This is a genomic window from Variovorax sp. LjRoot175, from assembly GCF_964253805.1.
GTDB lineage: Bacteria > Pseudomonadota > Gammaproteobacteria > Burkholderiales > Burkholderiaceae_C > Variovorax.
The window spans coordinates 42565-63011 of the sequence record NZ_CAXURY020000001.1; the positions used below are offsets into that span (position 1 = coordinate 42565).

24 protein-coding genes are annotated in these 20447 nt (G+C 67.5%); 15 read left to right on the top strand and 9 right to left on the bottom strand.

The annotated features are described in order from the left end of the window. Positions 1–2: 2 nt before the first annotated feature. The 7 genes from mnmG to ACSQ89_RS00250 all read left to right on the top strand — a co-directional run bounded on the left by mnmG (position 3) and on the right by ACSQ89_RS00250 (position 6663). Complete coding sequence (gene mnmG, locus ACSQ89_RS00220) at positions 3–1952, top strand: tRNA uridine-5-carboxymethylaminomethyl(34) synthesis enzyme MnmG (protein ID WP_093106967.1); 1950 nt, start codon at positions 3–5, stop codon at positions 1950–1952. After that, the gene (gene rsmG / locus ACSQ89_RS00225) at positions 1949–2587 is read left to right on the top strand and encodes a 16S rRNA (guanine(527)-N(7))-methyltransferase RsmG (protein WP_093106964.1); all 639 of its coding nucleotides are present in this window, start codon (positions 1949–1951) and stop codon (positions 2585–2587) included. The genes mnmG and rsmG overlap by 4 nt, the downstream gene beginning before the upstream one ends. Positions 2588–2646: 59 nt before the next feature. Then, a complete protein-coding gene (locus ACSQ89_RS00230) occupies positions 2647–3261 on the top strand; it encodes a LysE family transporter (RefSeq protein ID WP_436294801.1) in 615 nt (204 codons plus the stop codon). A 1-nt stretch (position 3262) separates the two neighbouring features. Next, positions 3263–4117, top strand: coding sequence for a ParA family protein (locus tag ACSQ89_RS00235; protein ID WP_436294800.1), 855 nt, complete (start codon positions 3263–3265; stop codon positions 4115–4117). Positions 4118–4159: 42 nt separating this feature from the next. Then, complete coding sequence (locus ACSQ89_RS00240; RefSeq protein ID WP_436294799.1) at positions 4160–4702, top strand: RBBP9/YdeN family alpha/beta hydrolase; 543 nt, start codon at positions 4160–4162, stop codon at positions 4700–4702. 5 nt (positions 4703–4707) lie between these two features. Further along, entirely contained in the window at positions 4708–5649 is a 942-nt protein-coding gene (locus tag ACSQ89_RS00245; protein WP_093107344.1) for a ParB/RepB/Spo0J family partition protein, read from the top strand. Positions 5650–5766: 117 nt separating this feature from the next. Next, positions 5767–6663: a CsgG/HfaB family protein gene (locus ACSQ89_RS00250; RefSeq protein ID WP_093106952.1), complete on the top strand. Its 897-nt coding sequence runs from the start codon at positions 5767–5769 to the stop codon at positions 6661–6663. A gap of 65 nt (positions 6664–6728) precedes the next feature. On the opposite strand, the gene ACSQ89_RS00255 is transcribed toward ACSQ89_RS00250, so the two are convergent. Then, positions 6729–8153, bottom strand: a complete 1425-nt coding sequence (locus tag ACSQ89_RS00255; RefSeq protein ID WP_436294798.1) for an FAD-binding oxidoreductase — start codon at positions 8151–8153, stop codon at positions 6729–6731. Positions 8154–8211: 58 nt separating this feature from the next. Between ACSQ89_RS00255 and ACSQ89_RS00260 the strand changes: the two genes are divergently transcribed. The 3 genes from ACSQ89_RS00260 to ACSQ89_RS00270 all read left to right on the top strand — a co-directional run bounded on the left by ACSQ89_RS00260 (position 8212) and on the right by ACSQ89_RS00270 (position 9664). Beyond that, positions 8212–8784 (top strand): cob(I)yrinic acid a,c-diamide adenosyltransferase, encoded by a 573-nt coding sequence (locus ACSQ89_RS00260; protein WP_436294797.1) that lies wholly within the window; start codon positions 8212–8214, stop codon positions 8782–8784. Between the two features lie 25 nt (positions 8785–8809). After that, positions 8810–9163 (top strand): hypothetical protein, encoded by a 354-nt coding sequence (locus ACSQ89_RS00265; protein WP_093106944.1) that lies wholly within the window; start codon positions 8810–8812, stop codon positions 9161–9163. 96 nt (positions 9164–9259) lie between these two features. Beyond that, a complete protein-coding gene (locus tag ACSQ89_RS00270) occupies positions 9260–9664 on the top strand; it encodes an RcnB family protein (protein WP_436294796.1) in 405 nt (134 codons plus the stop codon). 4 nt (positions 9665–9668) lie between these two features. On the opposite strand, the gene ACSQ89_RS00275 is transcribed toward ACSQ89_RS00270, so the two are convergent. Then, a complete protein-coding gene (locus tag ACSQ89_RS00275; protein WP_093106939.1) occupies positions 9669–9917 on the bottom strand; it encodes a hypothetical protein in 249 nt (82 codons plus the stop codon). Between the two features lie 106 nt (positions 9918–10023). Further along, on the bottom strand, positions 10024–10515 hold the full coding sequence (gene phaP / locus ACSQ89_RS00280; RefSeq protein ID WP_093106936.1) for a TIGR01841 family phasin: 492 nt from the start codon (positions 10513–10515) through the stop codon (positions 10024–10026). A gap of 100 nt (positions 10516–10615) precedes the next feature. Between phaP and ACSQ89_RS00285 the strand changes: the two genes are divergently transcribed. Together ACSQ89_RS00285 and ACSQ89_RS00290 are read left to right on the top strand one after the other, a co-directional pair. Beyond that, a complete protein-coding gene (locus tag ACSQ89_RS00285) occupies positions 10616–11218 on the top strand; it encodes a TetR/AcrR family transcriptional regulator (RefSeq protein ID WP_436294795.1) in 603 nt (200 codons plus the stop codon). 189 nt (positions 11219–11407) lie between these two features. Next, the gene (locus ACSQ89_RS00290; protein ID WP_436294794.1) at positions 11408–12313 is read left to right on the top strand and encodes an alpha/beta hydrolase; all 906 of its coding nucleotides are present in this window, start codon (positions 11408–11410) and stop codon (positions 12311–12313) included. 15 nt (positions 12314–12328) lie between these two features. Here the strand turns inward: ACSQ89_RS00290 and minE are convergent, their stop codons facing one another. From minE to minC, 3 genes are read right to left on the bottom strand one after another with little or no spacing between them, the layout of a single operon-like run. Continuing rightward, positions 12329–12613 (bottom strand): cell division topological specificity factor MinE, encoded by a 285-nt coding sequence (gene minE / locus ACSQ89_RS00295; protein WP_093106928.1) that lies wholly within the window; start codon positions 12611–12613, stop codon positions 12329–12331. 3 nt (positions 12614–12616) lie between these two features. Further along, positions 12617–13432 carry a septum site-determining protein MinD gene (minD, locus tag ACSQ89_RS00300; RefSeq protein WP_093106925.1) on the bottom strand — a complete coding sequence of 272 codons (816 nt, stop codon included), beginning with the start codon at positions 13430–13432 and terminating at the stop codon, positions 12617–12619. A gap of 48 nt (positions 13433–13480) precedes the next feature. Beyond that, entirely contained in the window at positions 13481–14236 is a 756-nt protein-coding gene (minC, locus tag ACSQ89_RS00305; protein WP_436294793.1) for a septum site-determining protein MinC, read from the bottom strand. 201 nt (positions 14237–14437) lie between these two features. Between minC and ACSQ89_RS00310 the strand changes: the two genes are divergently transcribed. Continuing rightward, positions 14438–14770, top strand: a complete 333-nt coding sequence (locus ACSQ89_RS00310; protein WP_093106920.1) for a hypothetical protein — start codon at positions 14438–14440, stop codon at positions 14768–14770. Here ACSQ89_RS00310 and ACSQ89_RS00315 read toward each other — a convergent pair. Together ACSQ89_RS00315 and ACSQ89_RS00320 are read right to left on the bottom strand one after the other, a co-directional pair. Next, positions 14737–16095, bottom strand: coding sequence for a solute carrier family 23 protein (locus ACSQ89_RS00315; RefSeq protein WP_436294792.1), 1359 nt, complete (start codon positions 16093–16095; stop codon positions 14737–14739). The two genes, ACSQ89_RS00310 and ACSQ89_RS00315, sit on opposite strands and share 34 nt — an antisense overlap. Before the next feature lie 49 nt (positions 16096–16144). Beyond that, positions 16145–16567 (bottom strand): hotdog fold thioesterase, encoded by a 423-nt coding sequence (locus ACSQ89_RS00320; RefSeq protein ID WP_093106916.1) that lies wholly within the window; start codon positions 16565–16567, stop codon positions 16145–16147. A 105-nt stretch (positions 16568–16672) separates the two neighbouring features. On the opposite strand from ACSQ89_RS00320, the gene ACSQ89_RS00325 reads away from it, so the two are divergent. Further along, complete coding sequence (locus tag ACSQ89_RS00325) at positions 16673–17992, top strand: hypothetical protein (protein ID WP_436294791.1); 1320 nt, start codon at positions 16673–16675, stop codon at positions 17990–17992. Between the two features lie 3 nt (positions 17993–17995). Here ACSQ89_RS00325 and ACSQ89_RS00330 read toward each other — a convergent pair whose 3' ends face one another. Further along, a complete protein-coding gene (locus ACSQ89_RS00330; protein WP_436294790.1) occupies positions 17996–18913 on the bottom strand; it encodes a LysR substrate-binding domain-containing protein in 918 nt (305 codons plus the stop codon). Positions 18914–19044: 131 nt separating this feature from the next. Between ACSQ89_RS00330 and ACSQ89_RS00335 the strand changes: the two genes are divergently transcribed. Then, positions 19045–20445, top strand: a complete 1401-nt coding sequence (locus ACSQ89_RS00335) for an aminotransferase family protein (RefSeq protein WP_436294789.1) — start codon at positions 19045–19047, stop codon at positions 20443–20445. Positions 20446–20447: the final 2 nt, after the last annotated feature.

The window sequence follows — 20447 nt, forward strand, 5'->3', positions numbered from 1 at the left end:
CCATGCTGTACCCCGAAGAATTCGATGTGATCGTCGTCGGTGGCGGCCATGCCGGCACCGAAGCCGCGCTGGCCTCCGCGCGCATGGGCGCGCGCACGCTGCTGCTCACCCACAACATCGAGACGCTGGGGCAGATGAGCTGCAATCCCTCGATCGGCGGCATCGGCAAGGGGCACCTGGTGAAGGAGGTCGATGCGCTGGGCGGTGCGATGGCGATCGCGACGGACGAGGGCGGTATTCAGTTCCGCATCCTCAATTCGAGCAAGGGGCCGGCGGTGCGGGCGACGCGCGCGCAGGCCGACCGCGTGCTCTACAAGGCCGCGATCCGGCGCCGGCTCGAGAATCAGCCGAACCTGTCGCTGTTCCAGCAGGCAGTCGATGATTTGATGATCGAGGGTGACCGCGTGGTCGGCGCGATCACGCAGGTCGGCATCGCGTTCCGCGCGCGCGCGGTGGTGCTGACGGCAGGCACCTTTCTCGACGGCCGGATCCATGTCGGGCTCGACAACTACCAGGCCGGCCGCGCCGGCGATCCACCGGCGGTCAGCCTGTCGGCGCGCCTCAAGGAACTGAAGTTGCCGCAAGGCCGGCTCAAGACCGGCACCCCGCCGCGGCTGGACGGGCGGAGCATCGACTTCTCGAAGTGCGTCGAACAACCGGGCGACGGCATGCCGGGCGGTGCCGGGCCGATGCCGGTCTTCAGCTTCATGGGCCGGGCCGACATGCACCCGCGGCAGATGCCGTGCTGGATCACGAACACCAACGCGCGCACGCACGAAATCATCCGTTCCGGCTTCGACCGCAGCCCGATGTTCACCGGCAAGATCGACGGCATCGGGCCGCGCTACTGCCCGAGCGTGGAAGACAAGATCAACCGCTTCGCGGACAAGGAAAGCCACCAGATCTTCCTGGAGCCCGAAGGCCTGACGACCAACGAGTACTACCCGAACGGGATCTCGACCAGCCTGCCTTTCGACATCCAGTACCAGTTGGTGCGTTCGATGGCGGGTCTGGAGAACGCCCACATCCTGCGCCCGGGCTACGCGATCGAGTACGACTACTTCGATCCGCGCGAACTCAAGAGCAACTTCGAGACGCGCGCGATCCAGGGGCTCTTCTTTGCGGGGCAGATCAACGGCACCACCGGCTACGAAGAGGCGGCGGCGCAAGGCTTGTTTGCCGGCATCAATGCGGCGCTGCAATGCAGAGAGGGGGCCGCCTGGATGCCCCGCCGCGACGAAGCCTACCTGGGTGTGCTGGTCGACGACCTGATCACCAAGGGCGTGACCGAGCCCTATCGCATGTTCACCAGCCGGGCCGAGTTCCGGTTGCAGCTGCGCGAAGACAACGCCGACATGCGGCTCACCGAGATCGGGCGCAAGCTGGGCTTGGTAGACGATGCGCGCTGGGACGCCTTCTCGCGCAAGCGCGATCTTGTTTCACGTGAAACAGAGAGGCTGCGTTCTATTTGGGTGAATCCGAGGAACCTGCCGGCTGCCGAGTCCGAACGCGTGCTCGGCAAGGCGATCGAGCGTGAGTACAACCTGGGCGACCTGCTGCGCCGGCCCAATGTAAGTTACGCCTCGCTGATGTCGCTGGACGGCGGGAAGTACGGCTCGGACCAGCCCCTGGGCGAATCGGAGATCGAGCAGATCGAGATCGCGGCCAAGTACGCCGGCTACATCGACCGGCAGCATGACGAGGTCGAGCGCGCGGCGCACTTCGAGAATCTCAAGCTGCCGGCCGACCTCGACTACAGCCAGGTCGCGGCGCTGAGTTTCGAGGTGCGGCAGAAGCTGAGCAAGCATCGTCCAGAAACCCTGGGGCTGGCTTCGCGCATCTCCGGTGTGACGCCGGCGGCCATCTCGCTCTTGATGATTCACCTGCGCAAAGGCGGTCATCGCGCCTTCGCTCGAGACGCAGCGGCCGAGCCGCAGCAGATCGACGAATGAGCCAGGATCTGGTGCTGCGCGAGGGCGCAGCCAAACTCGGCCTCGCGCTGAGCGATCGCCAGTGCGAACGGCTACTGGCCTACGGTGCGCTGATCCTCAAGTGGAACAAGGTCTACAACCTGACTGCGCTGCGCGATCCGACGACGGTGCTGACGCATCATCTGCTCGACAGCCTGTCGGTGATCGGGCCGCTGAACCGCGAGTGGCCGGGGAGGGCGAAGCTGCTCGACGTCGGCGCCGGCGCTGGTCTTCCGGGCGTGGTGATTGCGATCCTGCGCGAAGACATCGATGTCAGCTGCCTCGATGCCGTGGCCAAGAAGGCGGCCTTTGTTCAACAGGTCGCGGCCGAGCTGGGGCTGCCCAATCTGCGAGGCGTGCACGCGCGTGTCGAATCGCTGGCCGGAAATTACGAACTCATCAGTTCACGTGCCTTTGCTTCGCTCCCTGATTTCTTCACCGGCTCGATACGCCTGCTGGCGCCCGGCGGGCTTTGGTTGGCCATGAAGGGCAAGGTGCCCAGCGACGAATTGGCAGAGCTGCCGCCGGGAATCGATGTGTTTCACGTGGAACAATTGAGCGTTCCGGGCCTCGATGCCGAACGCTGCATCGTCTGGGCACGAAAAGCTGCCTCCTGACAGGCGCCCGACGCGTCGACCTCGCTTAGACTCGACGCTCTCCCATCCAAGGCAATTTCATGTTCGGCATCGCTGACTACGGCGCGTTCGTCGTCGCCATCATCATATTTCTCGCGATTCCCGGACCCGGGAACCTGGCGATCATCACCTCCACCGGCAAGGGCGGAATCCGTGGCGGACTGGCCGCCGCCCTGGGCTTGATCGCCGGAGACCAGATGCTGATGTGGGCTGCCGTGGCCGGTGTCGCCGCCTTGCTGGGCGCCTATCCGCCCGCGTTCAAGGCCGTCCAATGGCTGGGTGCGGCCTACCTCGCCTGGTTGGGATTCAAGATGCTGACGGCCAAGCCGGGCGCCGCGCCAGTCCTGAACATCCGTCCGCAGCAGTACTTCCGGCAGGCCTTGATGATCACGCTGCTGAATCCGAAGGCGATCGTCTTCTATATGGCCTTCTTCCCGCTCTTCGTCGACCCGGCTCGCCACCAGGGGCTCACGACCTTCGCGGTGATGGCACTGACCATCGCCGTGCTGACCTTCATCTATTGCCTGATCGCGACGCTGCTCACGCATTTCCTCGCGGAGCGCCTGCGCGCCAATCCCCGCATCTCGGCCACGCTCGAAAAGCTCGCCGGCGTCTTCCTGATCGCCTTCGGCCTCAAGCTGGCGGTGTCCAGATAGCATGGCGAAGATCTTCTGCATCGCGAACCAGAAGGGCGGCGTCGGCAAGACCACGACCACCGTCAACCTGGCCGCCGGACTGGCCAAGGTGGGTCAACGGGTCCTGATGATCGATCTGGATCCCCAGGGCAACGCCACCATGGGCTCAGGCATCGACAAGCGGCAGCTGGAAACGACGGTGTACGACGTGCTGCTCGAGTCCGCTTCCGTGGCCGAAGCACGGGTGAAGTCCGAAAAATGCGGCTATGACGTGCTGGGCGCGAACCGCGAGCTGGCCGGCGCCGAGGTGGAAATGGTCGCGCTCGACCGACGCGAAAAGCGCCTGCGTACCGCACTGGCCGCCGTCGGCGCCGAGTACGACTTCATCCTGATCGACTGCCCGCCCAGCCTGAGCCTGCTCACGCTCAACGGTCTGTGCACAGCGCACGGCGTGATCGTGCCGATGCAGTGCGAGTATTTCGCGCTCGAAGGGCTGACCGACCTGGTCAACACCATCAAGCAGGTACATGCCAACCTCAACAAGAATTTGCAGATCATCGGCCTGCTGCGCGTGATGTTCGATCCGCGCATCACGCTGCAGCAGCAGGTCAGCGAACAGCTCAAGTCCCACTTCGGCGAGAAGGTGTTCGACACCGTGATCCCGCGCAATGTGCGGCTGGCCGAGGCGCCGAGCTACGGTCTGCCGGGCGTGGTCTTCGATCTGGCGGCCCGGGGCAGCCAGGCTTACATTGCTTTTGCGCAGGAGCTGGTCGAGAAGATGCCGCCGGCCAGCGCGCTGGCCGGCGCCTCGCCCGTGCCCGCACCGGAGCCGATGGATGCGCCGCCGGTTGCGATCCAGGATCCGAACGGCCTCTGAGGCCCGCCGGATCGATCTCTTTTGCTATCAATTTCGCAGCAGATGACTGCCCCGAAAATCCTGTTGTTGCCCGGCTGGCAAGACAGCGACCCGCCGCATTGGCAGAGTCGCTGGGAGGCGGTTCATGGCGATCATCGAGTCGAGCAGCATGACTGGATGCGCCCCTTGCGTGGTGACTGGTCGGCCCGCCTCGAAGAAGAGATCCTGGCTGCGCCGGGGCAGGTCGCGCTCGTGGCGCACAGCCTGGGCTGCATCCTCGTCGCCGCCTGGGCCGCGCATTCGCGCAACACGCACAAGGTGGCGGCCGCGCTGCTGGTCGCGCCGGGCGATCTGGAGCGCGAGGACCTGCGCGAGCTGATCCCGGGCTGGGCGCCGATCGTGCGCCAACCCTTGCCATTCCGCGCTCTCATGATCGCGGCCAACGACGACCCCTACTGTGCTGCCGAGCGCTCGCGCGCAATGGCCGGCGACTGGGGAGCCCGCTACATCGACGCAGGTCGAGGCGGCCACCTCAACGGCGAATCCGGCCTGGGCGACTGGCCCCATGGCCGGCAATTGCTGAACGATCTATTGAAAGAAGAATGACCTCGATGGCCACCAAGAAACCCAAGGGCCTCGGCCGCGGACTCGAAGCCCTGCTGGGCCCGACCTTCAACGGTCCGGACAGCTCCGCCAACGACGATGCCGCGCCGCCCAACCCGACCGCGCTGAACCTCGACCAGATGGTGCCCGGCGTCTACCAGCCGCGCACGCGCATGGACGAGGGCGCGCTCTACGAGCTGGCCGAGAGCATCAAGGCGCAGGGGATCATGCAGCCGATCCTGGTTCGCCGCCTCGACGGAGATGCGGCGCGCACCAAGAACGCCGAGTTCGAGATCATCGCGGGCGAGCGCCGCTTCCGCGCGGCCAAGCTGGCCGGGCTCGACAGCGTGCCCGTGCTCGTGCGCGACGTGCCGAACGAAGCCGCCGCGGCCATGTCGCTGATCGAGAATATCCAGCGCGAAGACCTCAACCCGCTGGAAGAGGCCCAAGGCCTGCAACGCCTGGTCGCCGAGTTTGGGCTCACTCACGAATCTGCGGCCCAGGCGGTGGGCCGTTCGCGCAGCGCCGCCAGCAATCTGCTGCGTCTTCTGAACCTGGCCGAACCGGCTCAGGCGATGCTGATGGCGGGTGACATCGACATGGGCCATGCGCGCGCGCTGCTTTCGCTCGACAAGGGCACCCAGATCACCGCGGCCAACCAGATCGCCGCCAAGAAGCTCTCGGTGCGCGAGGCCGAGGCGCTGGTCAAGAAGCTGGCCGCCGAGTTCAGCCTCACGCCGTCGCCGCGGCGCGGCGCCGCCGAGAAGTCGCGCGACCTCCAGCGCGTGGAGGAAGAGCTGGCCGATCTGCTGGCGGCCGAAGTCGAAGTGCGCATCAAGAAGCGCAGCAAGCGCAACGGGAAGGTGGAGGAGAGCGGCGAACTCGCGATCCACTTCGGCTCGCTCGAAGCGCTCAACGGTCTGATCGACCGCATCCGCCAAACGGCATAACTCACGACATCTCGGATCCCTTCCTTCCGGGCGATTGATTCGCCGGCTTCTTTGCGCATATGCTCAGGAGTTACTTTTTTTAACTTTAGCCCGAAAGTTCTCGGAGGGGATTCCACCATGCATATCGCTCGACTTCCGCTTGCCGCCGTCGCCGTGGGGGCGCTTCTTTTGACCGGTTGCCAGACCACGGACATGCAGATGGGCAGCCAGAGCGCGAAGACCGTGGCGACCGGCAGCGCAGCCGGCAGTGCATCGGCCAATACCAGCAGCTCGCTCGAGCGCTGCGCCTCGCCACTGGGCACCGTGTCGCTGATCGAGAACCAGTCGGCGGGCTGGTACACAATCCTGCGCAACGAATACAAGCTGCCCCCGACGGCCAACCTGCTGCGTCTGCTGATCCAGCAATCCAACTGCTTCGTCGTGGTCGAGCGCGGCGCGGCCGGCATGAACGCCATGTCGCGCGAGCGCGATCTCATGCAGTCGGGCGAAATGCGCCAGGGCAGCAACTTCGGCCGCGGCCAGATGGTGGCGTCCGACTACGGCATGTCGCCCGAGATCGTGTTCAGCAACAGCAATGCCGGCGGAGTCGGCGGCTCCTTGGGCGGCCTGGTCGGCGGCCGTTACAGCGGCGTGCTGGCAGCGGTCGGCGGCAACCTGCAGACCAAGGAAGCCAGCGCACTCTTGACGCTGATCGACAACCGCTCGGGCGTGCAGGTTGCGGCTTCGGAAGGCAGCGCCTCCAAGACCGACTTCGGCGCCTTCGGCTCCGTCTTCGGCGGCGGCGGTGCCGGCGCTCTCGGTGGCTACACCAACACGGCGCAGGGCAAGGTGATCAGCGCCGCCTTCATGGACGCCTTCAACCAGATGGTCGTTTCGCTGCGCAACTACAAGGCGCAGACGGTGCAAGGGCAGGGCCTGGGCGGCGGCGGCCGGCTGGGTGTCGATGGCGGCGTGGCGCCGTCGCAGACCTCAGCGCCGGCCGAGCGTGCGCCAACTCGGCGCAACAGCAAATAAGACCCGACGCTCAGGATGCAAAGCCCGGCGCGGCTCTTCGAGCCCCGGGCTTTTTGCATTCTTCTTCAGAGGCTGAAGATCTTGCCGGGGTTCATGATGTTCTTCGGATCGAGCGCGCGCTTGATCGTGCGCATCATGTCGATCGCGCCGGTGCCGGCTTCGGCGACCAGGAAATCCATCTTGTGCAGGCCCACGCCGTGCTCGCCGGTGCAGGTGCCTTCGAGCGCCAGCGCGCGCGACACCAGCGCGTGGTTGAGCTTCTCGGCCGTCACGCGCTCCTCGGGCGCATTCGGATCCAGCAGATAGCCGAAGTGGAAGTTGCCGTCGCCCACGTGGCCGACCAGGAAGTAGGGGATGCCGCTGGCATCGGCCTCGGCCACCGATTCGAGCAGGCAGTCGGCCAGCCGCGAGATCGGCACGCAAGTGTCGGTCGAGATCACGCGGCAGCCGGGGCGCGACTGCACGGCCGCGAAATAACTGTTGTGCCGCGCGGTCCACAGGCGCGTGCGCTCTTCCGGCGTGCTGGCCCATTCGAAGGCCTTGCCGCCATGGCCGCTGGCCAGTTCCTGCACGGTCTCGGCCTGTTCTTTGACGCCGGCCGGCGAGCCGTGGAACTCCATCAGGAGCATCGGTTCCTCGCGCAGGCCGAGCTTGGCGTAGGCGTTCACCATGCGCACGGTGTTGACGTCGATCAGCTCCACACGCGCGATCGGCACGCCCAGCTGGATGATCTCGATGGTGGTGCGCACGGCCGCCTCGATGCTCGGGAAGGAGCAGATCGCGGCCGACACCGCCTCGGGCAGCGGATAGAGGCGCAGCGTGATCTCGGTCACCACGCCCAGCGTGCCCTCGCTGCCAACCATCAGGCGCGTGAGGTCGTAGCCGGCCGATGACTTCTTCGCGCGCGTGCCGGTGCGGATCACTTCGCCGCTCGCGGTGACCACCTCGAGCGCCAGCACGTTCTCGCGCATGGTGCCGTAGCGCACCGCGTTCGTGCCGCTCGCGCGGGTGGCGGTCATGCCGCCGATCGAAGCGTCGGCGCCGGGGTCGATCGGGAAGAAGAGGCCGGTGCTCTTGATCTCGTCGTTGAGCTGCTTGCGCGTGACGCCGGGCTGCACCGTGACCGTGAGGTCGTCGGCGTTGGTCGAGAGCACGCGGTTCATGCGGCTCACGTCGATGCTGATGCCGCCCTGCACCGCGAGCAGATGCCCTTCGAGCGAGGAGCCGACGCCAAAGGGGATCACCGGCACGCTGCAGTCGCTCGCAAGCTTGACCGCATCGGCCACGTCCTGCGTGCTCTCGGCGAAGACCACGGCCGAGGGCGGCGGTGCATCGAAGGAGGACTCGTCGCGCCCGTGCTGCGTGCGCACCGCCATCGCGGTCGAGCAGCGCTCGGCAAAGCGCGCCTTCAAGGCCGCGATCAGCGCATCGGGCACCTCGCGCAGCGCGATCTCGGGCGTGAGATGGGAAAGGGCGGCGGGGGCGTTCATCGGCGGGTCTCCTGAAGGGTCTACCATTCTACGAACCGCATTCGAAAAGGGCCCCGACATGGGCAATCGACTCACTCAGATCGCCACGCGCACCGGCGACGACGGCACCACCGGCCTCGGCGACAACACGCGCGTGCCCAAGGACCACCTGCGCGTGCACGCGATGGGCGACGTGGACGAACTCAACTCGCACATTGGCGTGCTGCTGTGCGAGCCGATGCCGGCGCCCGTGCGCGAGCTGCTGGTCGACGTGCAGCACCAGCTCTTCAACCTCGGCGGCGAGCTCTCGATGCCGGGCTACGCGCTGCTCAAGGCCGATGCGCTGCTGCAGCTCGACACCGCGCTGGCCGAGCACAATGCGGCGCTGCCGCGCCTGGCCGAGTTCATCCTGCCGGCCGGCACCCGCGCCGCCTCGCAGGCGCACGTGTGCCGTACGGTCGCGCGGCGCGCCGAGCGTGCGGTCGTCGCGCTCGGCGCCGAGGCCGAACTCAACGATGCGCCGCGCCAGTACCTCAACCGCCTGAGCGATCTGCTGTTCGTGCTGGCGCGCGTGCTCAACCGCGTCGACGGCGGCGACGACGTGTACTGGAAGAGCGAGCGCATGGCGCGTGCCGCTGCCAGTGAAGAATGACGACTTGAACCCAGGAACCCGAACCATGCCCATCGAACCCCGTTCTCCCGCATTGATCGCCGCGCTCGCATTCGCGGCCATGCTCGCGCTGCCGGTTGCCGCGTCGGCCCAGAGCGCCGACAACCCACCGAAGGCGCAGCGTGCCAACACCCTGAAAACCCCGCCGCGCGACAACAAGGTCCTCGGCGGCATCGAGCGCGGTTCCGATGCCGCCGGCCGCGGCATCGACCGCGCGGGCAGCGCCACCGAGCGTGGCGTCAACAACGTGTCGGAGCGCGCGAGCCGGCCGGTGCGCAGGGTGGGCGAGGCCTTCGGGCGCAAGCTCGGCGGCGGCCATGCCGCGCCGCCGCCGGTCGGGCCGCAGGGCGGCGCGCCCTAGCTTTACCTTGCTTCACCTCGCGCGTACATGCATGGCGCGCGAGCGACACACGGGCCTTCGACACTGAACTCCTCATCAACGCGAAGGAGTTCCAAGATGATCAAGTCCAAGAGCATGGCCGTGGCCGCAGCGGCGCTCGCGATGTGCATGGCGGGCAGTGCCTTTGCGCAGGACCGCCGGTTCGACCACGACGATCGCCGGGGCCCGCAGCACTACCAGCAGCAGCAGCGGCAGCGTCATTTCGAACGCCACGGTGCTCACCAGGACTTTCGGGAGGGCCGCCATTTCGACCGCCACGGCTATTCGCATCCGCGTGCCGAATGGCGCCGCGGCGGCTACGTGCCGCGCGAATACCGCGGCCGCAACTACGTGGTCAGCGACTGGCGTGGCCACCGGCTGCATGCGCCCCCGCGTGGCTACCAGTGGGTCGGCGTCGGAGGCGACTATGTGCTGGCCGCCATCGCCACCGGCCTGATCGCGCAGATCATCGCGGGCCAGTAAGGCTTCAGACGGCGGTCGGCGCCATCTGGGCGCACACGTTGCGCCCGGTGATGGTCAGGCGCAGCCCGCCGCCATGCCATTCGAGCCAGTTCAGTTTCACGTAGGCGTCGATGTCCTTGTCGTCGATCCGGTCGGCCTGGCGCTGGGTCAGCAGATCGACCGTGGCAGGCAGCGCCTGCCGCAGCCGCTCCCGGGCCGCGGCTTCATCGGCCGCCGTCGGGGAAGTGCGCGTGGAAGTGGAAGTCGATGCCATGGCTGGTTCTTTTCCGATCGCTGAGGAATGGGGACCAATGTACGCTTCCTGTGTGAAGCGTCACGGACCTTTTTCTCGGATCAGGCCATAAGACATCGGCGAGGCATCATTTGCGCTTCGGCTGCAGCAGCTTGCTGACCTCGTCCACGTTGGACCGGATGCGTTCGCTCACGATGTCAAAAGCCTCGGCCTGCGACTTGGCCGCCAGTTCCGACAGCTCGCGGATGTCGTCGAGTGCCTGCTTGAAGGCGGCCTTGCCCATGGCATCGAGCTTGGCGAGATTCTCCCGCGGGTCGGCGGGCGACATCCCCTTCACCGTGCCCTGCCATTCGACGATCGATGCCTTGAGCATCTCGGTCTGGCGCTGCACCACCGCCTGCAACCCCTGGTAGGACTTCTCGTTGGCCTGCACCAGCGCCTGCAGGTCCTTGCGCCCGCTCTCGACGATGGCGCCTGCGGCGCCCGCCAGCGGAAGGTTCTGCAGGCGTTCGGCCATGCCCTTGAGGGGCTTGATGAAGGCGTCCTGGACATCCTCCGCGGCCGTGGGGCGCGCTTTCTTGGCGGCGGTGGCGCCGCTCGATTTGCTGCTTGTTGCCATGCTTTTCTCCGTTCTGTGGTTGGGGCTGCCACGATACGCCCACACCAGGGCTTCATGGAAGTGGCTTGCAATTTCGCACGTATGTGCTAAATTGGCTCGCATGGACGCCAAGACCCAGAAGAGCGAGATGACCCGCACCGCCATCGTCGGTGCGGCGATGGATCTCGCCTCGGCCGAAGGCCTGGAGGCCATCACGCTGCAAGCGGTGGCCACGCGGCTGGGCTTGTCCAAGAGCGGGGTGTTCTCGCGCGTGGGGTCGCGCGAGGCCTTGCAGAAGGCGGTGATCGAGGAATTCGGCCGCCGCTTCCTGGCCGATGTCTTCGTGCCTGCGATGCAAAAGCCCAAGGGCCTCGCGCGCCTCGACGAGATCGTGTCTCGCTGGATCGTGCGCACGCGCGACGTGGAGATCGAAACCGGCTGCATCTACACCGCCGGAGCCTTCGAGCTCGACGACCGCGAAGGCGAGCTGCGGGACCTGCTGCTGGAAGAAGTCACGCGCTGGCGCGCCGCGCTCCGGCGTACCGTGCTGCAGGCCATCGAGACCGGCGAGCTCAAGGCCGAGACCGACCCCGCGCAGCTCGTCAGCGAAATCAACGGCCTGGTGATGGCCCTGCTGCACGACGCGCGCTTCCTGCGCGACCCGCGTGCCGCTGAGCGCGCCGCGCTGACTTGGCAACGGCTGGTCGCCAGCTACCGGGCCTGAACCCCATGTCTCTCTGCCTTGCCCGTTCCCTTGTCTGAATTTCGCACAACTGTGCGATAAAAGGAGAAACCTCATGTTGATCGCTTTTCTCTTTCTTGGAGCCTGCCTGGTGGGGCTGGGCATCCGTTCCGTCGTTGATACCGTGCGCAGCCTCCCGCGCAGCAACGAAGACTGGGTCTGGTACTGAGCATGGAATCCACCATCAGCACTGGCGCCAGCGCCGCCGCTTCCAACTACTACGGCGCCAGCCTCGCGATGCGCGCACTGCGCTTCGCGCTGGGCACGGCGCAACGCGCCTGGCCGGCTCTTGGGGTCCGCGCCGCCTATCGGCTCTTCGGCACGCCGCTGCCGCTCAAATGGATCAACCGGCGCCACGGCCCGGGCGCGGGCTGGCGGCGCGAAGCCTGGCCCTTCGAGGACGCGAGCATGGGCCTCTACACGCCCGCCGTGATGGCCGCCGACACGCCGAAGGTCCTGCTGGTGCACGGCTGGGGCGGTCATGCGGGCCAGATGCTGGCGCTCGCGCAGGCCGTGGCGGCCGAGGGTTTCACGCCGGTGCTGCTCGAGATGCCGGCCCATGGCCGCAGCGCGGGCACCGTCAGCAACTTGCCGCAGTTCGCACGTGCCATCGACTATGTGGCAGCGCGGCTGGTGCAGCAGGGCGCCATTCTGCAGGCCGTGGTCGCGCACTCGCTGGGTGCCAACGCGCTGGCCTACGCCGCGGGCCGCGGCCTGCCCGCGCAAAGCCTGGTGCTGCTGGCGCCGCCCGCGTCGCCGCACGCGTTCACGCGCTATTTCGCGCACGTGTTCGGCCTCAGCGAGCGCACGCGCGCCGCGATGCAGCGGCGGATCGAGGCGCGTGAGGGCATCCTGATGCCGCTCCTGGAGCCGGCCGCCGTCGGCCCGCGCATCGGCCAGCCCACGCTGGTCGTGCACGATCGCGACGACCGTGTCAATCGCTTCGCGGACGGCGTAGCCTACCGCGATGCGATCGCGGGCGCGCGGCTGATCGCGACCGAAGGCCTGGGCCACCGGCGCATCCTCAAGGAGCCCTCGGTGCTGCAGGAAGTGGTCGCGTTCATCGTCCGGCCCTGAGCGCCGGAAGAAGCTTCAGCGCGCCGCGAGCGCGGCCGCTGCCGCGTCGGGCAGCTCGATCTTGACCTCGAGCACCTCGAGGTCGTCCTGCTTCTCCAGGTTGACCTTGATGTCCTCGGCCTTGATCGACACGTACTTGGAGATCACCGCGATCAGCTCGCGCTGCAGTTCCGGCAGGTAGTCGGGCCGCTTCTTGCCGCTCAAGCTGCTGCGCTCGTGCGCGAGGATGATCTGCAGCCGCTCCTTGGCGACGCTCGCAGTCTTCTTCTTTTCGCCCAAGAGGAACGAGAGGAGGGACATGGCTTATCTCCCTCCGAACATGCGCCTGAAGAAGCCCGGCTTCTCGGCATCGATGAAGCGCATCGGCTTGTCTTCGCCGAGGAAGCGCGCCACCACGTCGCTATAGGCCTCGGCCACGTCGCTTTCCTTGTCGTGGATCGCGGGCACGCCCTGGTTGGAAGCCTGGAGCACGCTTTCGGATTCGGGGATCACGCCGATCAGCTTGATGCGCAGGATGTCCTTGATGTCCTCCAGCGAGAGCATCTGGCCGCCGGCCACGCGGTTCGGGTTGTAGCGCGTGATCAGCAGGTGCTCCTTGATCGGGTCGCCGCCGTTCTTCGCGCGCTTCGTCTTGCTGCCGAGCATGCCGAGGATGCGGTCGGAATCGCGCACCGACGAAACTTCCGGATTGGTCACGACCAGGGCCTCGTCGGCGAAGTGCATCGCCATCAGCGCACCGGTCTCGATGCCGGCCGGGGAGTCGCAGACGATGTAGTCGAAGTCCATTCCGCCGAGGTCCGTCAGAACCTTCTCGACGCCGTCCTGCGTGAGCGCGTCTTTGTCGCGCGTCTGCGAAGCGGCCAGCACGAACAGGTTGTCGCACTGCTTGTCCTTGATGAGGGCCTGATTCAGGTTGGCCTCGCCCTGGATCACGTTGATCAGGTCGTACACCACGCGCCGTTCGCAGCCCATGATCAGGTCGAGGTTGCGCAGGCCGACGTCGAAATCGATCACGGCCGTCTTCTTGCCGGCAAGCGCGAGCCCCGACGCAAAGCTCGCGCTCGTGGTCGTCTTGCCGACACCGCCCTTGCCCGAGGTCACCACCACAATTTTGGCCATTCCATTCCTTCGTATATTTCGGTTGTCAGGTGTGCGAGGCGCGCCGCTTCATTGAATCGCGCTCATCACGATTTTCTTGCCGTCGAGCGAGATCTGTGCCGGCTTGCCTGCGATGTCTGCCGGCAAAGCGACTTCCGAGGTGCGGTAGATGCCCGCGATCGCCACCAGCTGCGCTTCCATGCAGGTCGTGAAGATGCGCGCCTCGGCATTGCCGCGCGCACCGGCGATCGCCTTGCCGCGCAGCGGTGCATAGACGTGGACGTTGCCGTCGGCGATCACCTCGGCGCCGAAGCTGACCACGGCGGTCACGACCACGTCGCCGCCCCGCGCATACACCTGCTGGCCCGAGCGCAAGGGCTTGTCGATCACCAGCGTGCCATTCGCCGGCACCGGCACTTCGCGCACGATTTGCGGCGCCTCGCTGGGCGCCTCGGCCGGCGGCGCAGGCGCGCGGGGGCTCGGCGTCACCGGCATCGCGGCCAGCGACAGGCCGGCGGCACGGGCCGCGGCATTCTGCGCATCGTTGCCGCCGCGCACGGCGATCGGCTGCGTCTGGTGGCGCGCCAGCAACGCGCGCAGCGCGGCAAAGTCGATATTGGCGACCGCTTCGTTCTCCTGCAGCTGCGAGAGGTCGATGACCACCGGCTCCTGATCGAAGAAGTCAGGCGAATCGGCCAACTGGACGTCCAGCGCCTCGGCGAGAACGCCGAGCTCGGCCGTCTTGAGGATCACGGCGATCAGCGGCAGCGTCGCGCTCTTGAATTCGAATACCGCCTTGGTGCGCGCGGCGGAAGCATCGGCCATGGAAAACGTTGGTGCGAAAAGCGTTGGAGTCTAACGGGGAGCAGGCCGCACGCCGCTGACAGGCTGGTGAAAGAACACGCGGCACAACATCTCTTGCACCAGGTTGCATTTTTTGCGGTCATGAAGGAGCGCCCGATTCCTACACGGGCCCCGGAAATCTCTTCGCAGACTGGCCCGCTTCAAAAAGGCGCATTTCCTGCCATGCAACCCATCCTCGATATCCGGACCGTCCAGCCCGACCTCTACACCTACAGCCTCGGTGCGGCGGCGCAGGCCGTGCTTCCGCGCGACGATTTCTTCGAAACAGCCGAGCGCTGCCTGCAGGACGCGGGCCAGGGCCTCTTCCTGTACTTCGACCGCGTCCAGATCTGCTTTGCCGGCTTTGCGCTCGGCAGCTATCCGGTGACGCGCATGGTCGAGGATCCGATGGGACTGTTTCGCGAACTCATGGCGCGCATCGAAATCGTCTACCGATCGCGCACCCTCCCGCGCCGGCGCATTCAGGCCTGGCGCGAGCGGCTCAGCAGCGCGTAGAGCAGGATCGCGCCGAAGGTCGCCGTGCCGATGCCGCCGAGCGCGAACTGGCCGAACTTCAGCGTGAAATCGCCGGTGCCGATGATCAGCGTGATCGCAGCCACGATCAGGTTCTTGTTCTGCGAGAAGTCGACCTTGTTGTCGACCCAGATCTTGGCGCCCGCGACCGCGATCAGGCCGAAGACCACGATGCTGACGCCGCCCATCACCGGCAGCGGGATGGCCTGGATCAGCGCGCCGAACTTGGGGCTGAAGCCCAGCAGCAGCGCGATCAGCGCGGCGACCACGAACATCGCCGTGGAATAGATCTTGGTGGCCGCCATCACGCCGATGTTTTCCGCATAGGTCGTGACGCCGGTGCCGCCGGCCGCGCCGCTCACCATGGTCGCGATGCCGTCGCCGATGAAGGCGCGGCCGAGATAGGGGTTGAGGTCGCGCCCCGTCATCGCGCTCACGGCCTTGATGTGGCCCAGGTTCTCGGCCACGAGGATCACCGCCACCGGCGCGATCAGCAGCATGGCGTTGACATCGAACACCGGCACCGCGAACCGCGGCAGGCCGAACCATGGCGCGGTGCCGAGGGCCGTGAAGTCGATCGGCTTGCCCAGCCCGAGGCCGTTGGTCAGCACTGCGTAGATCACGCTCGCGGCGATCAGCCCCATCAGGATCAGCAAGCGCTGCACCATGCCGCGCGTGTAGACCGCGATCAGGCCGACGCAAAGAAAGGTCAGCGCCTGGATCCAGGTGTCGAAGCCGGTCGGCGCCATGTTCTTGATCGGCACGCTCGCCAGGTTGAGCCCGATCACCGCGACCACCGCGCCGGTGACCACCGGCGGCATCAGCCGTTCGATCCAGTGCACCGCAACGTCCTGCTCGATCTCCTCGACCTCCACGCCGCGCAGGGGCGCCGTCTTGTGATGGCGCTCGTTGGTGACGGCCACCAGGATGCCGATCAATGTGTAGACCAGGCCGCAGGCGATGATGCCGCCCAGCGCCACGCCCAGGTTGGCGTTCGGCCCCTGGCCGGCATAGCCCGTGGCCGCGATCACCACGCCGATGAAGGCGAAGCTCGAGCCCAGGTAGCTGGGCACCCGGCCGCCGGTGACGACGAAGAAGATCAGCGTGCCGACGCCGCTCATCAGGATCGCGATGTTGGGATTGAAGCCCATGAGGATCGGCGCCAGCACCGTGGCGCCGAACATCGCGATCACGTGCTGCACGCCCATCGCGGCCGTTTGCGGCCAGGGCAGCCGCTCGTCGGGCGCCACCACGGCGGTGCTGCCGGCTGCGACTTCGCGCCAGCGGGGAAGGTAGGAATCGCTCATTGTTCTTCTCCTCGGTTGTTGTCTTTGTCGGGATCCCGGGCTCAGCCGGTCAGCGCGCCTTCAGCACCGCCATGGTGATGCGGGAGACGCAAGTGAGTTCGCCCGCGTCGTTGGTCATGTCGATCTGCCACACCTGCGTGCTGCGGCCGCGGTGCACCGGCCGCGCGGTGCCGGTGACCCAGCCGGAGGTCGTGGCCTTGATGTGATTGGCATTGATGTCCAGTCCCACGCAGCGCTCGCCTTCGGGCGCCGAGTAGTGGGCGCCGCAGGAGCCCAGCGTCTCGGCCAGCACCACCGACACGCCGCCGTGCAGGATGCCGAAGGGCTGGCGCGTGCGCTCGTTCACCGGCACGCGGGCGCGAATGAAATCGTCACCGATCTCGAGGAACTCGACGCCCAGCGTCTGGACCGCGGTGTCGATGTGGCTGCGAGTCAGTTCTTCGATCGAGATTTCTTTTTTCCAGATGGGCATGCGGCATTCTCCTGTTCGATGTGGCCAAAACTATAGCGACTGGCCCTGATACGACGGGCCTCCCGCCGACACTGCCGCCGGCCTTGTACGGCATAAGCTTTCATCATGACCCGCGCACGACGATGGATCACCGGCACCGCCGTCGCGGTGCTGCTCTTGCTGGGCGGCCTGGCCCTGTTGGCCTGGCGGCTGTTGCCGAGCGACGAAGCGCTCGCGGCCGAGATCGGCCAGCGCTTCGAGAAGGCCTCCGGCATCGGCCTTCGCATCGGCGGGGCGCACTGGTCGCTGAGGCCGATCCCGGTGGTGGTGCTGAGCGATCTCGCGACCGTGCAGGAGCGCCCAATCGCCGTGCGGCGCGTGGTCGTGCGGCCGCAGCTCGCCGCGCTGTGGAATCGCAGGATCGCGATCGATGCCGTCGAAATCGAGGGTGCCGTGCTGCCGCGCACCTCGGTGCGCGCCTTCCGCGGGCGTTGGCAGTGGAGCGATGCGGCCACGGCGTTGGCCGGCGCGTGGAGCCCGGCGGAGGTTGCGCTCGAACACCTGCGGCTGCGCGATGTGACCTGGATCGACCGCCGCGACATCGGATTGGCCTACGACGCCGACCTGCGCTTCGACCGCGGCTGGCGCCCGCGCGAGGCCGAAGTGTCGCGGCGCGGCGCATCGCCCGCCGCGAGGATGCGCGCCGAACGCGAAGGCGAGCAGGACCGCTGGCGGGTGAAGATCGATGTGGGCGGCGGCTCGTGGAACGGCGATGCGGCGCTGCGGGTGCTCGACCAGGGCCGGATGCGCCTCACGGCCCAGCTGTCGCCGAAGGGCGTGGACATCGCCGGGCTGGTCGGCGCCTTTGCGCGGCGCAACGCGGTCGAAGGCAGGATCGACGGCCAGACCGAGCTCGAAACCGAGGGCGACAACCTGGGCGAGATGGTGCTCCGGCTGCACACGCGCACCCGATTCACGGTCAAGCCCGCGACCTTGAAGGGCTTCGATCTCGCGAAGGCAGTCAGCACCGCCGGCGCGGACCGCAGCGGCCAGACCGTGTTCGACGACCTCACGGGCACCCTCGACACCCAGTCCGGCGACGACGGCATCGTGCTTCGCTACACCGGCCTGCAGGCGCGCTCCGGCTTGCTCACCGCGAGCGGCAGCGCCACGGTGCTCAACCGGCGCCTGAACGGCGAGGCAGCAATCGACCTGGTCGACGGCGTGGTCGGCGTGCCCTTCAAGCTCGCCGGCACGCTCGACGAGCCGCAGCTTTCGCTGACCGGCGGCGCGCTCGCCGGCGCCGCAGTGGGCACGGCCGTGCTGCCGGGTGTCGGCACCGCCATCGGCGCGCGCATCGGGCAGCAGGTGGAAAAGCTGTTCGGCGGCGAGGACGAAGAGAAGGAAAAGAAGCCGCCGCAGAAGCCGCCGCAGAAGCCGCGCTGAGGCTCAGGGCGCCGGGCGGAAACCGGGCAGCGCATGCATGCGCCGCTTGAGCGCTTCGATGAAGGCGGTCACACGCGCGGGTCTATAGATCCCTGGCGGCAACGCGACGTGGATCCCGACGGGCTCCAGCCACCATTGAGGCAGCACCCGCTTGAGCCGGCCGGCCTGCAGGTCGTCCTGGCACATCCACGGCGCCGCCGCCCCGATGCCCGCGCCGTTGAGGATGGCGCGGTAGCTCGACAGCAGGCTGTCGGTGCGGATCGGCGTGTCCAGCGCCACGATGCGCGAGCGGCCGGCCTTGTCGAGCAGGCGCACGCTGCCCATCACGTAGGGCACCAGCCCGACGCAGGGCAGCGAGGGCAGCCGCGCCAGGGTCACCGGCCCCAGGCGCTTGAGCAGCGCCGGTGTGGCGAGCAGCACGCGCTCCATCGAGCCGAGCTGGCGGCAGACCAGCCCCGGGTCGCGCACCTCGCCGACGCAGACCCAGCACTCCGCGCCCGAGGCGGCGAGGTCGACCACGCGATCGGTCAGCGTCAGCTCGATGCGCAGGCCGGGATGGGCGGCGCGCAGATCGGTCACTGCATCGGTCAGGAAGCCGGTGCCGTAGCCGGAGGGACCGATCACGCGCAGCGTGCCCTCGGGCCGGCTCTGCCCGCCCGAGAGCCGGCTCGACAGGCCCGACCAGCGATCGGTCAGGTCGTGCGCCTCGGCCAGCAGCGAGCGGCCTTCGTCGGTCAGCGAGAAGCTCGCGGTGGTGCGTATCGCGAGCTTGCAGCCGAGCAGGCGTTCGAGCTCCAGCAGCCTGCGGCTCACCGTCGGCTGCGTGGTGCCGAGCAGGCGGGCCGCCTTGCTGAGCGAGCCGGTGTCGCCGATGCGCAGAAAAGTGTCGAGCAGGTCCAGGCGGTCGTGCGTGGTCTTCATGCGCAGCACGTATAGCACTTCATCGTCCCATACGTCTACCGCTGGCGCCGGTCTCTTCGTATCTTCGGCGGCATGAGCCGCAGAGCCGTTACCAAGGCGAATACCGGAGCGCGCAGCGCAGAGGTTACTTAATGAGCACCCAGATCCCCACTGCACGCTTCGTGGGCGACACGCCGCAGGGCGGCACCGTCCTCGGCTTCTATGCGCCCAAGGGCGCGCCGCGCCCGCCCCGCATTGCGCGCGGCGAGGGCATCTTCCTGTGGGACGCCGACGGCAAGCGCTATCTCGACGCCACCGCCGGCGCGGTGGTCGCCAACATCGGCCACGGCAATCCGCGCGTGCTGGCCGCGATGACCGAGCAGGCGGCCAAGGTCAGCTTCGCCTACCCGCGCTTCTTCGAGAGCGAGCACAACATCGCGCTGGCCGACCGCGTCTGCGCGCTCGCGGGCGAGGGCTTCGATCGCGCCTTCTTCGTCTCGGGCGGCTCGGAAGCCAACGAATCGGCGATCAAGCTCGCTCGACAGTACGCGGTGGTCAGGGGCCAGGCGAGCCGCGCCAAGGTGATCTCGCGCAACCCGAGCTACCACGGTTCCACGCTGGGTGCGCTGGCGGTCACGGGCGATGCCAACACGCTCAATCTCTACGGGCCGATGATCCGCGCGATGCCGAAGGTGCCGGCGCCGCTGTCCTACCGCGTGCCGGAAGGGCACACCGTCGAGTCCCATGCGCTGGCGTGCGCCGACGAACTCGAACAGGCCATCCTGCGCGAAGGCCCGGAGACCGTGCTGGCCTTCATCGTCGAACCGATCGGCGGGCTCTCGACCGGCGCGGTGGTGTCCTCGGCGGCCTACTTCGAGCGCGTGCGCAGCATCTGCGACCGCCATGGCGTGCTGGTCATCTACGACGAGATCATGAGCGGCGCCGGCCGCACCGGCGCCTTCCTCGCCGCGCACCACTGGCCGGCCGCGCGCCCCGATCTCGTGACCTTGGCCAAGGGCTTGGCCGCCGGCTACACGCCGCTGGGCTGCCTGCTCGCGCCCGACCGCATCGTCGATGCCGTGGCTGCCAGCGGCGGCTTCGTGCACGGCCATACCTACTTCACCAATCCGCTTTCCTGCGCGGTCGCGCATGCGGTGGTCGACGAGGTGGTCCGGCAGGGCCTTGTCGCGCGCGCCCGCGACAGGGGCGCGTACCTGATGGCGCGCCTCACCGAAGTCGCCGCGCGTTCGCCCATCGTCGGCGACGTGCGCGGCAAGGGTTTGCTGACCGCGATCGAGATCGTGGCCGACAAGGCCACACGCCGCCAGCTGCCGGTGGCCTTCAACGCGCCCGCCCGGCTCACCGAGCACGGCTTGAAGCACGGCATCGCGCTGTACAACCGCCGCGCCAACCTCGGCGCCTTCGGCGACTTCCAGATGATCACGCCGCCGCTCACGATCACCGAGCCGGAGATCGACGAGCTCGCCGACCTGCTCGAGAAGTCCCTGCGCGATCTCGCCGACGAGATCGCGCGCAAGGGCCTGGCCGCGTGAAC

Coding starts and splice junctions, on each gene's coding strand:
- mnmG (WP_093106967.1), top strand. CDS start 3: ATGCTGTACCCCGAAGAATTCGATGTGATCGTCGTCGGTGGCGGCCAT.
- rsmG (WP_093106964.1), top strand. CDS start 1,949: ATGAGCCAGGATCTGGTGCTGCGCGAGGGCGCAGCCAAACTCGGCCTC.
- ACSQ89_RS00230 (WP_436294801.1), top strand. CDS start 2,647: ATGTTCGGCATCGCTGACTACGGCGCGTTCGTCGTCGCCATCATCATA.
- ACSQ89_RS00235 (WP_436294800.1), top strand. CDS start 3,263: ATGGCGAAGATCTTCTGCATCGCGAACCAGAAGGGCGGCGTCGGCAAG.
- ACSQ89_RS00240 (WP_436294799.1), top strand. CDS start 4,160: ATGACTGCCCCGAAAATCCTGTTGTTGCCCGGCTGGCAAGACAGCGAC.
- ACSQ89_RS00245 (WP_093107344.1), top strand. CDS start 4,708: ATGGCCACCAAGAAACCCAAGGGCCTCGGCCGCGGACTCGAAGCCCTG.
- ACSQ89_RS00250 (WP_093106952.1), top strand. CDS start 5,767: ATGCATATCGCTCGACTTCCGCTTGCCGCCGTCGCCGTGGGGGCGCTT.
- ACSQ89_RS00255 (WP_436294798.1), bottom strand. CDS start 8,153: ATGAACGCCCCCGCCGCCCTTTCCCATCTCACGCCCGAGATCGCGCTG.
- ACSQ89_RS00260 (WP_436294797.1), top strand. CDS start 8,212: ATGGGCAATCGACTCACTCAGATCGCCACGCGCACCGGCGACGACGGC.
- ACSQ89_RS00265 (WP_093106944.1), top strand. CDS start 8,810: ATGCCCATCGAACCCCGTTCTCCCGCATTGATCGCCGCGCTCGCATTC.
- ACSQ89_RS00270 (WP_436294796.1), top strand. CDS start 9,260: ATGATCAAGTCCAAGAGCATGGCCGTGGCCGCAGCGGCGCTCGCGATG.
- ACSQ89_RS00275 (WP_093106939.1), bottom strand. CDS start 9,917: ATGGCATCGACTTCCACTTCCACGCGCACTTCCCCGACGGCGGCCGAT.
- phaP (WP_093106936.1), bottom strand. CDS start 10,515: ATGGCAACAAGCAGCAAATCGAGCGGCGCCACCGCCGCCAAGAAAGCG.
- ACSQ89_RS00285 (WP_436294795.1), top strand. CDS start 10,616: ATGGACGCCAAGACCCAGAAGAGCGAGATGACCCGCACCGCCATCGTC.
- ACSQ89_RS00290 (WP_436294794.1), top strand. CDS start 11,408: ATGGAATCCACCATCAGCACTGGCGCCAGCGCCGCCGCTTCCAACTAC.
- minE (WP_093106928.1), bottom strand. CDS start 12,613: ATGTCCCTCCTCTCGTTCCTCTTGGGCGAAAAGAAGAAGACTGCGAGC.
- minD (WP_093106925.1), bottom strand. CDS start 13,432: ATGGCCAAAATTGTGGTGGTGACCTCGGGCAAGGGCGGTGTCGGCAAG.
- minC (WP_436294793.1), bottom strand. CDS start 14,236: ATGGCCGATGCTTCCGCCGCGCGCACCAAGGCGGTATTCGAATTCAAG.
- ACSQ89_RS00310 (WP_093106920.1), top strand. CDS start 14,438: ATGCAACCCATCCTCGATATCCGGACCGTCCAGCCCGACCTCTACACC.
- ACSQ89_RS00315 (WP_436294792.1), bottom strand. CDS start 16,095: ATGAGCGATTCCTACCTTCCCCGCTGGCGCGAAGTCGCAGCCGGCAGC.
- ACSQ89_RS00320 (WP_093106916.1), bottom strand. CDS start 16,567: ATGCCCATCTGGAAAAAAGAAATCTCGATCGAAGAACTGACTCGCAGC.
- ACSQ89_RS00325 (WP_436294791.1), top strand. CDS start 16,673: ATGACCCGCGCACGACGATGGATCACCGGCACCGCCGTCGCGGTGCTG.
- ACSQ89_RS00330 (WP_436294790.1), bottom strand. CDS start 18,913: ATGAAGACCACGCACGACCGCCTGGACCTGCTCGACACTTTTCTGCGC.
- ACSQ89_RS00335 (WP_436294789.1), top strand. CDS start 19,045: ATGAGCACCCAGATCCCCACTGCACGCTTCGTGGGCGACACGCCGCAG.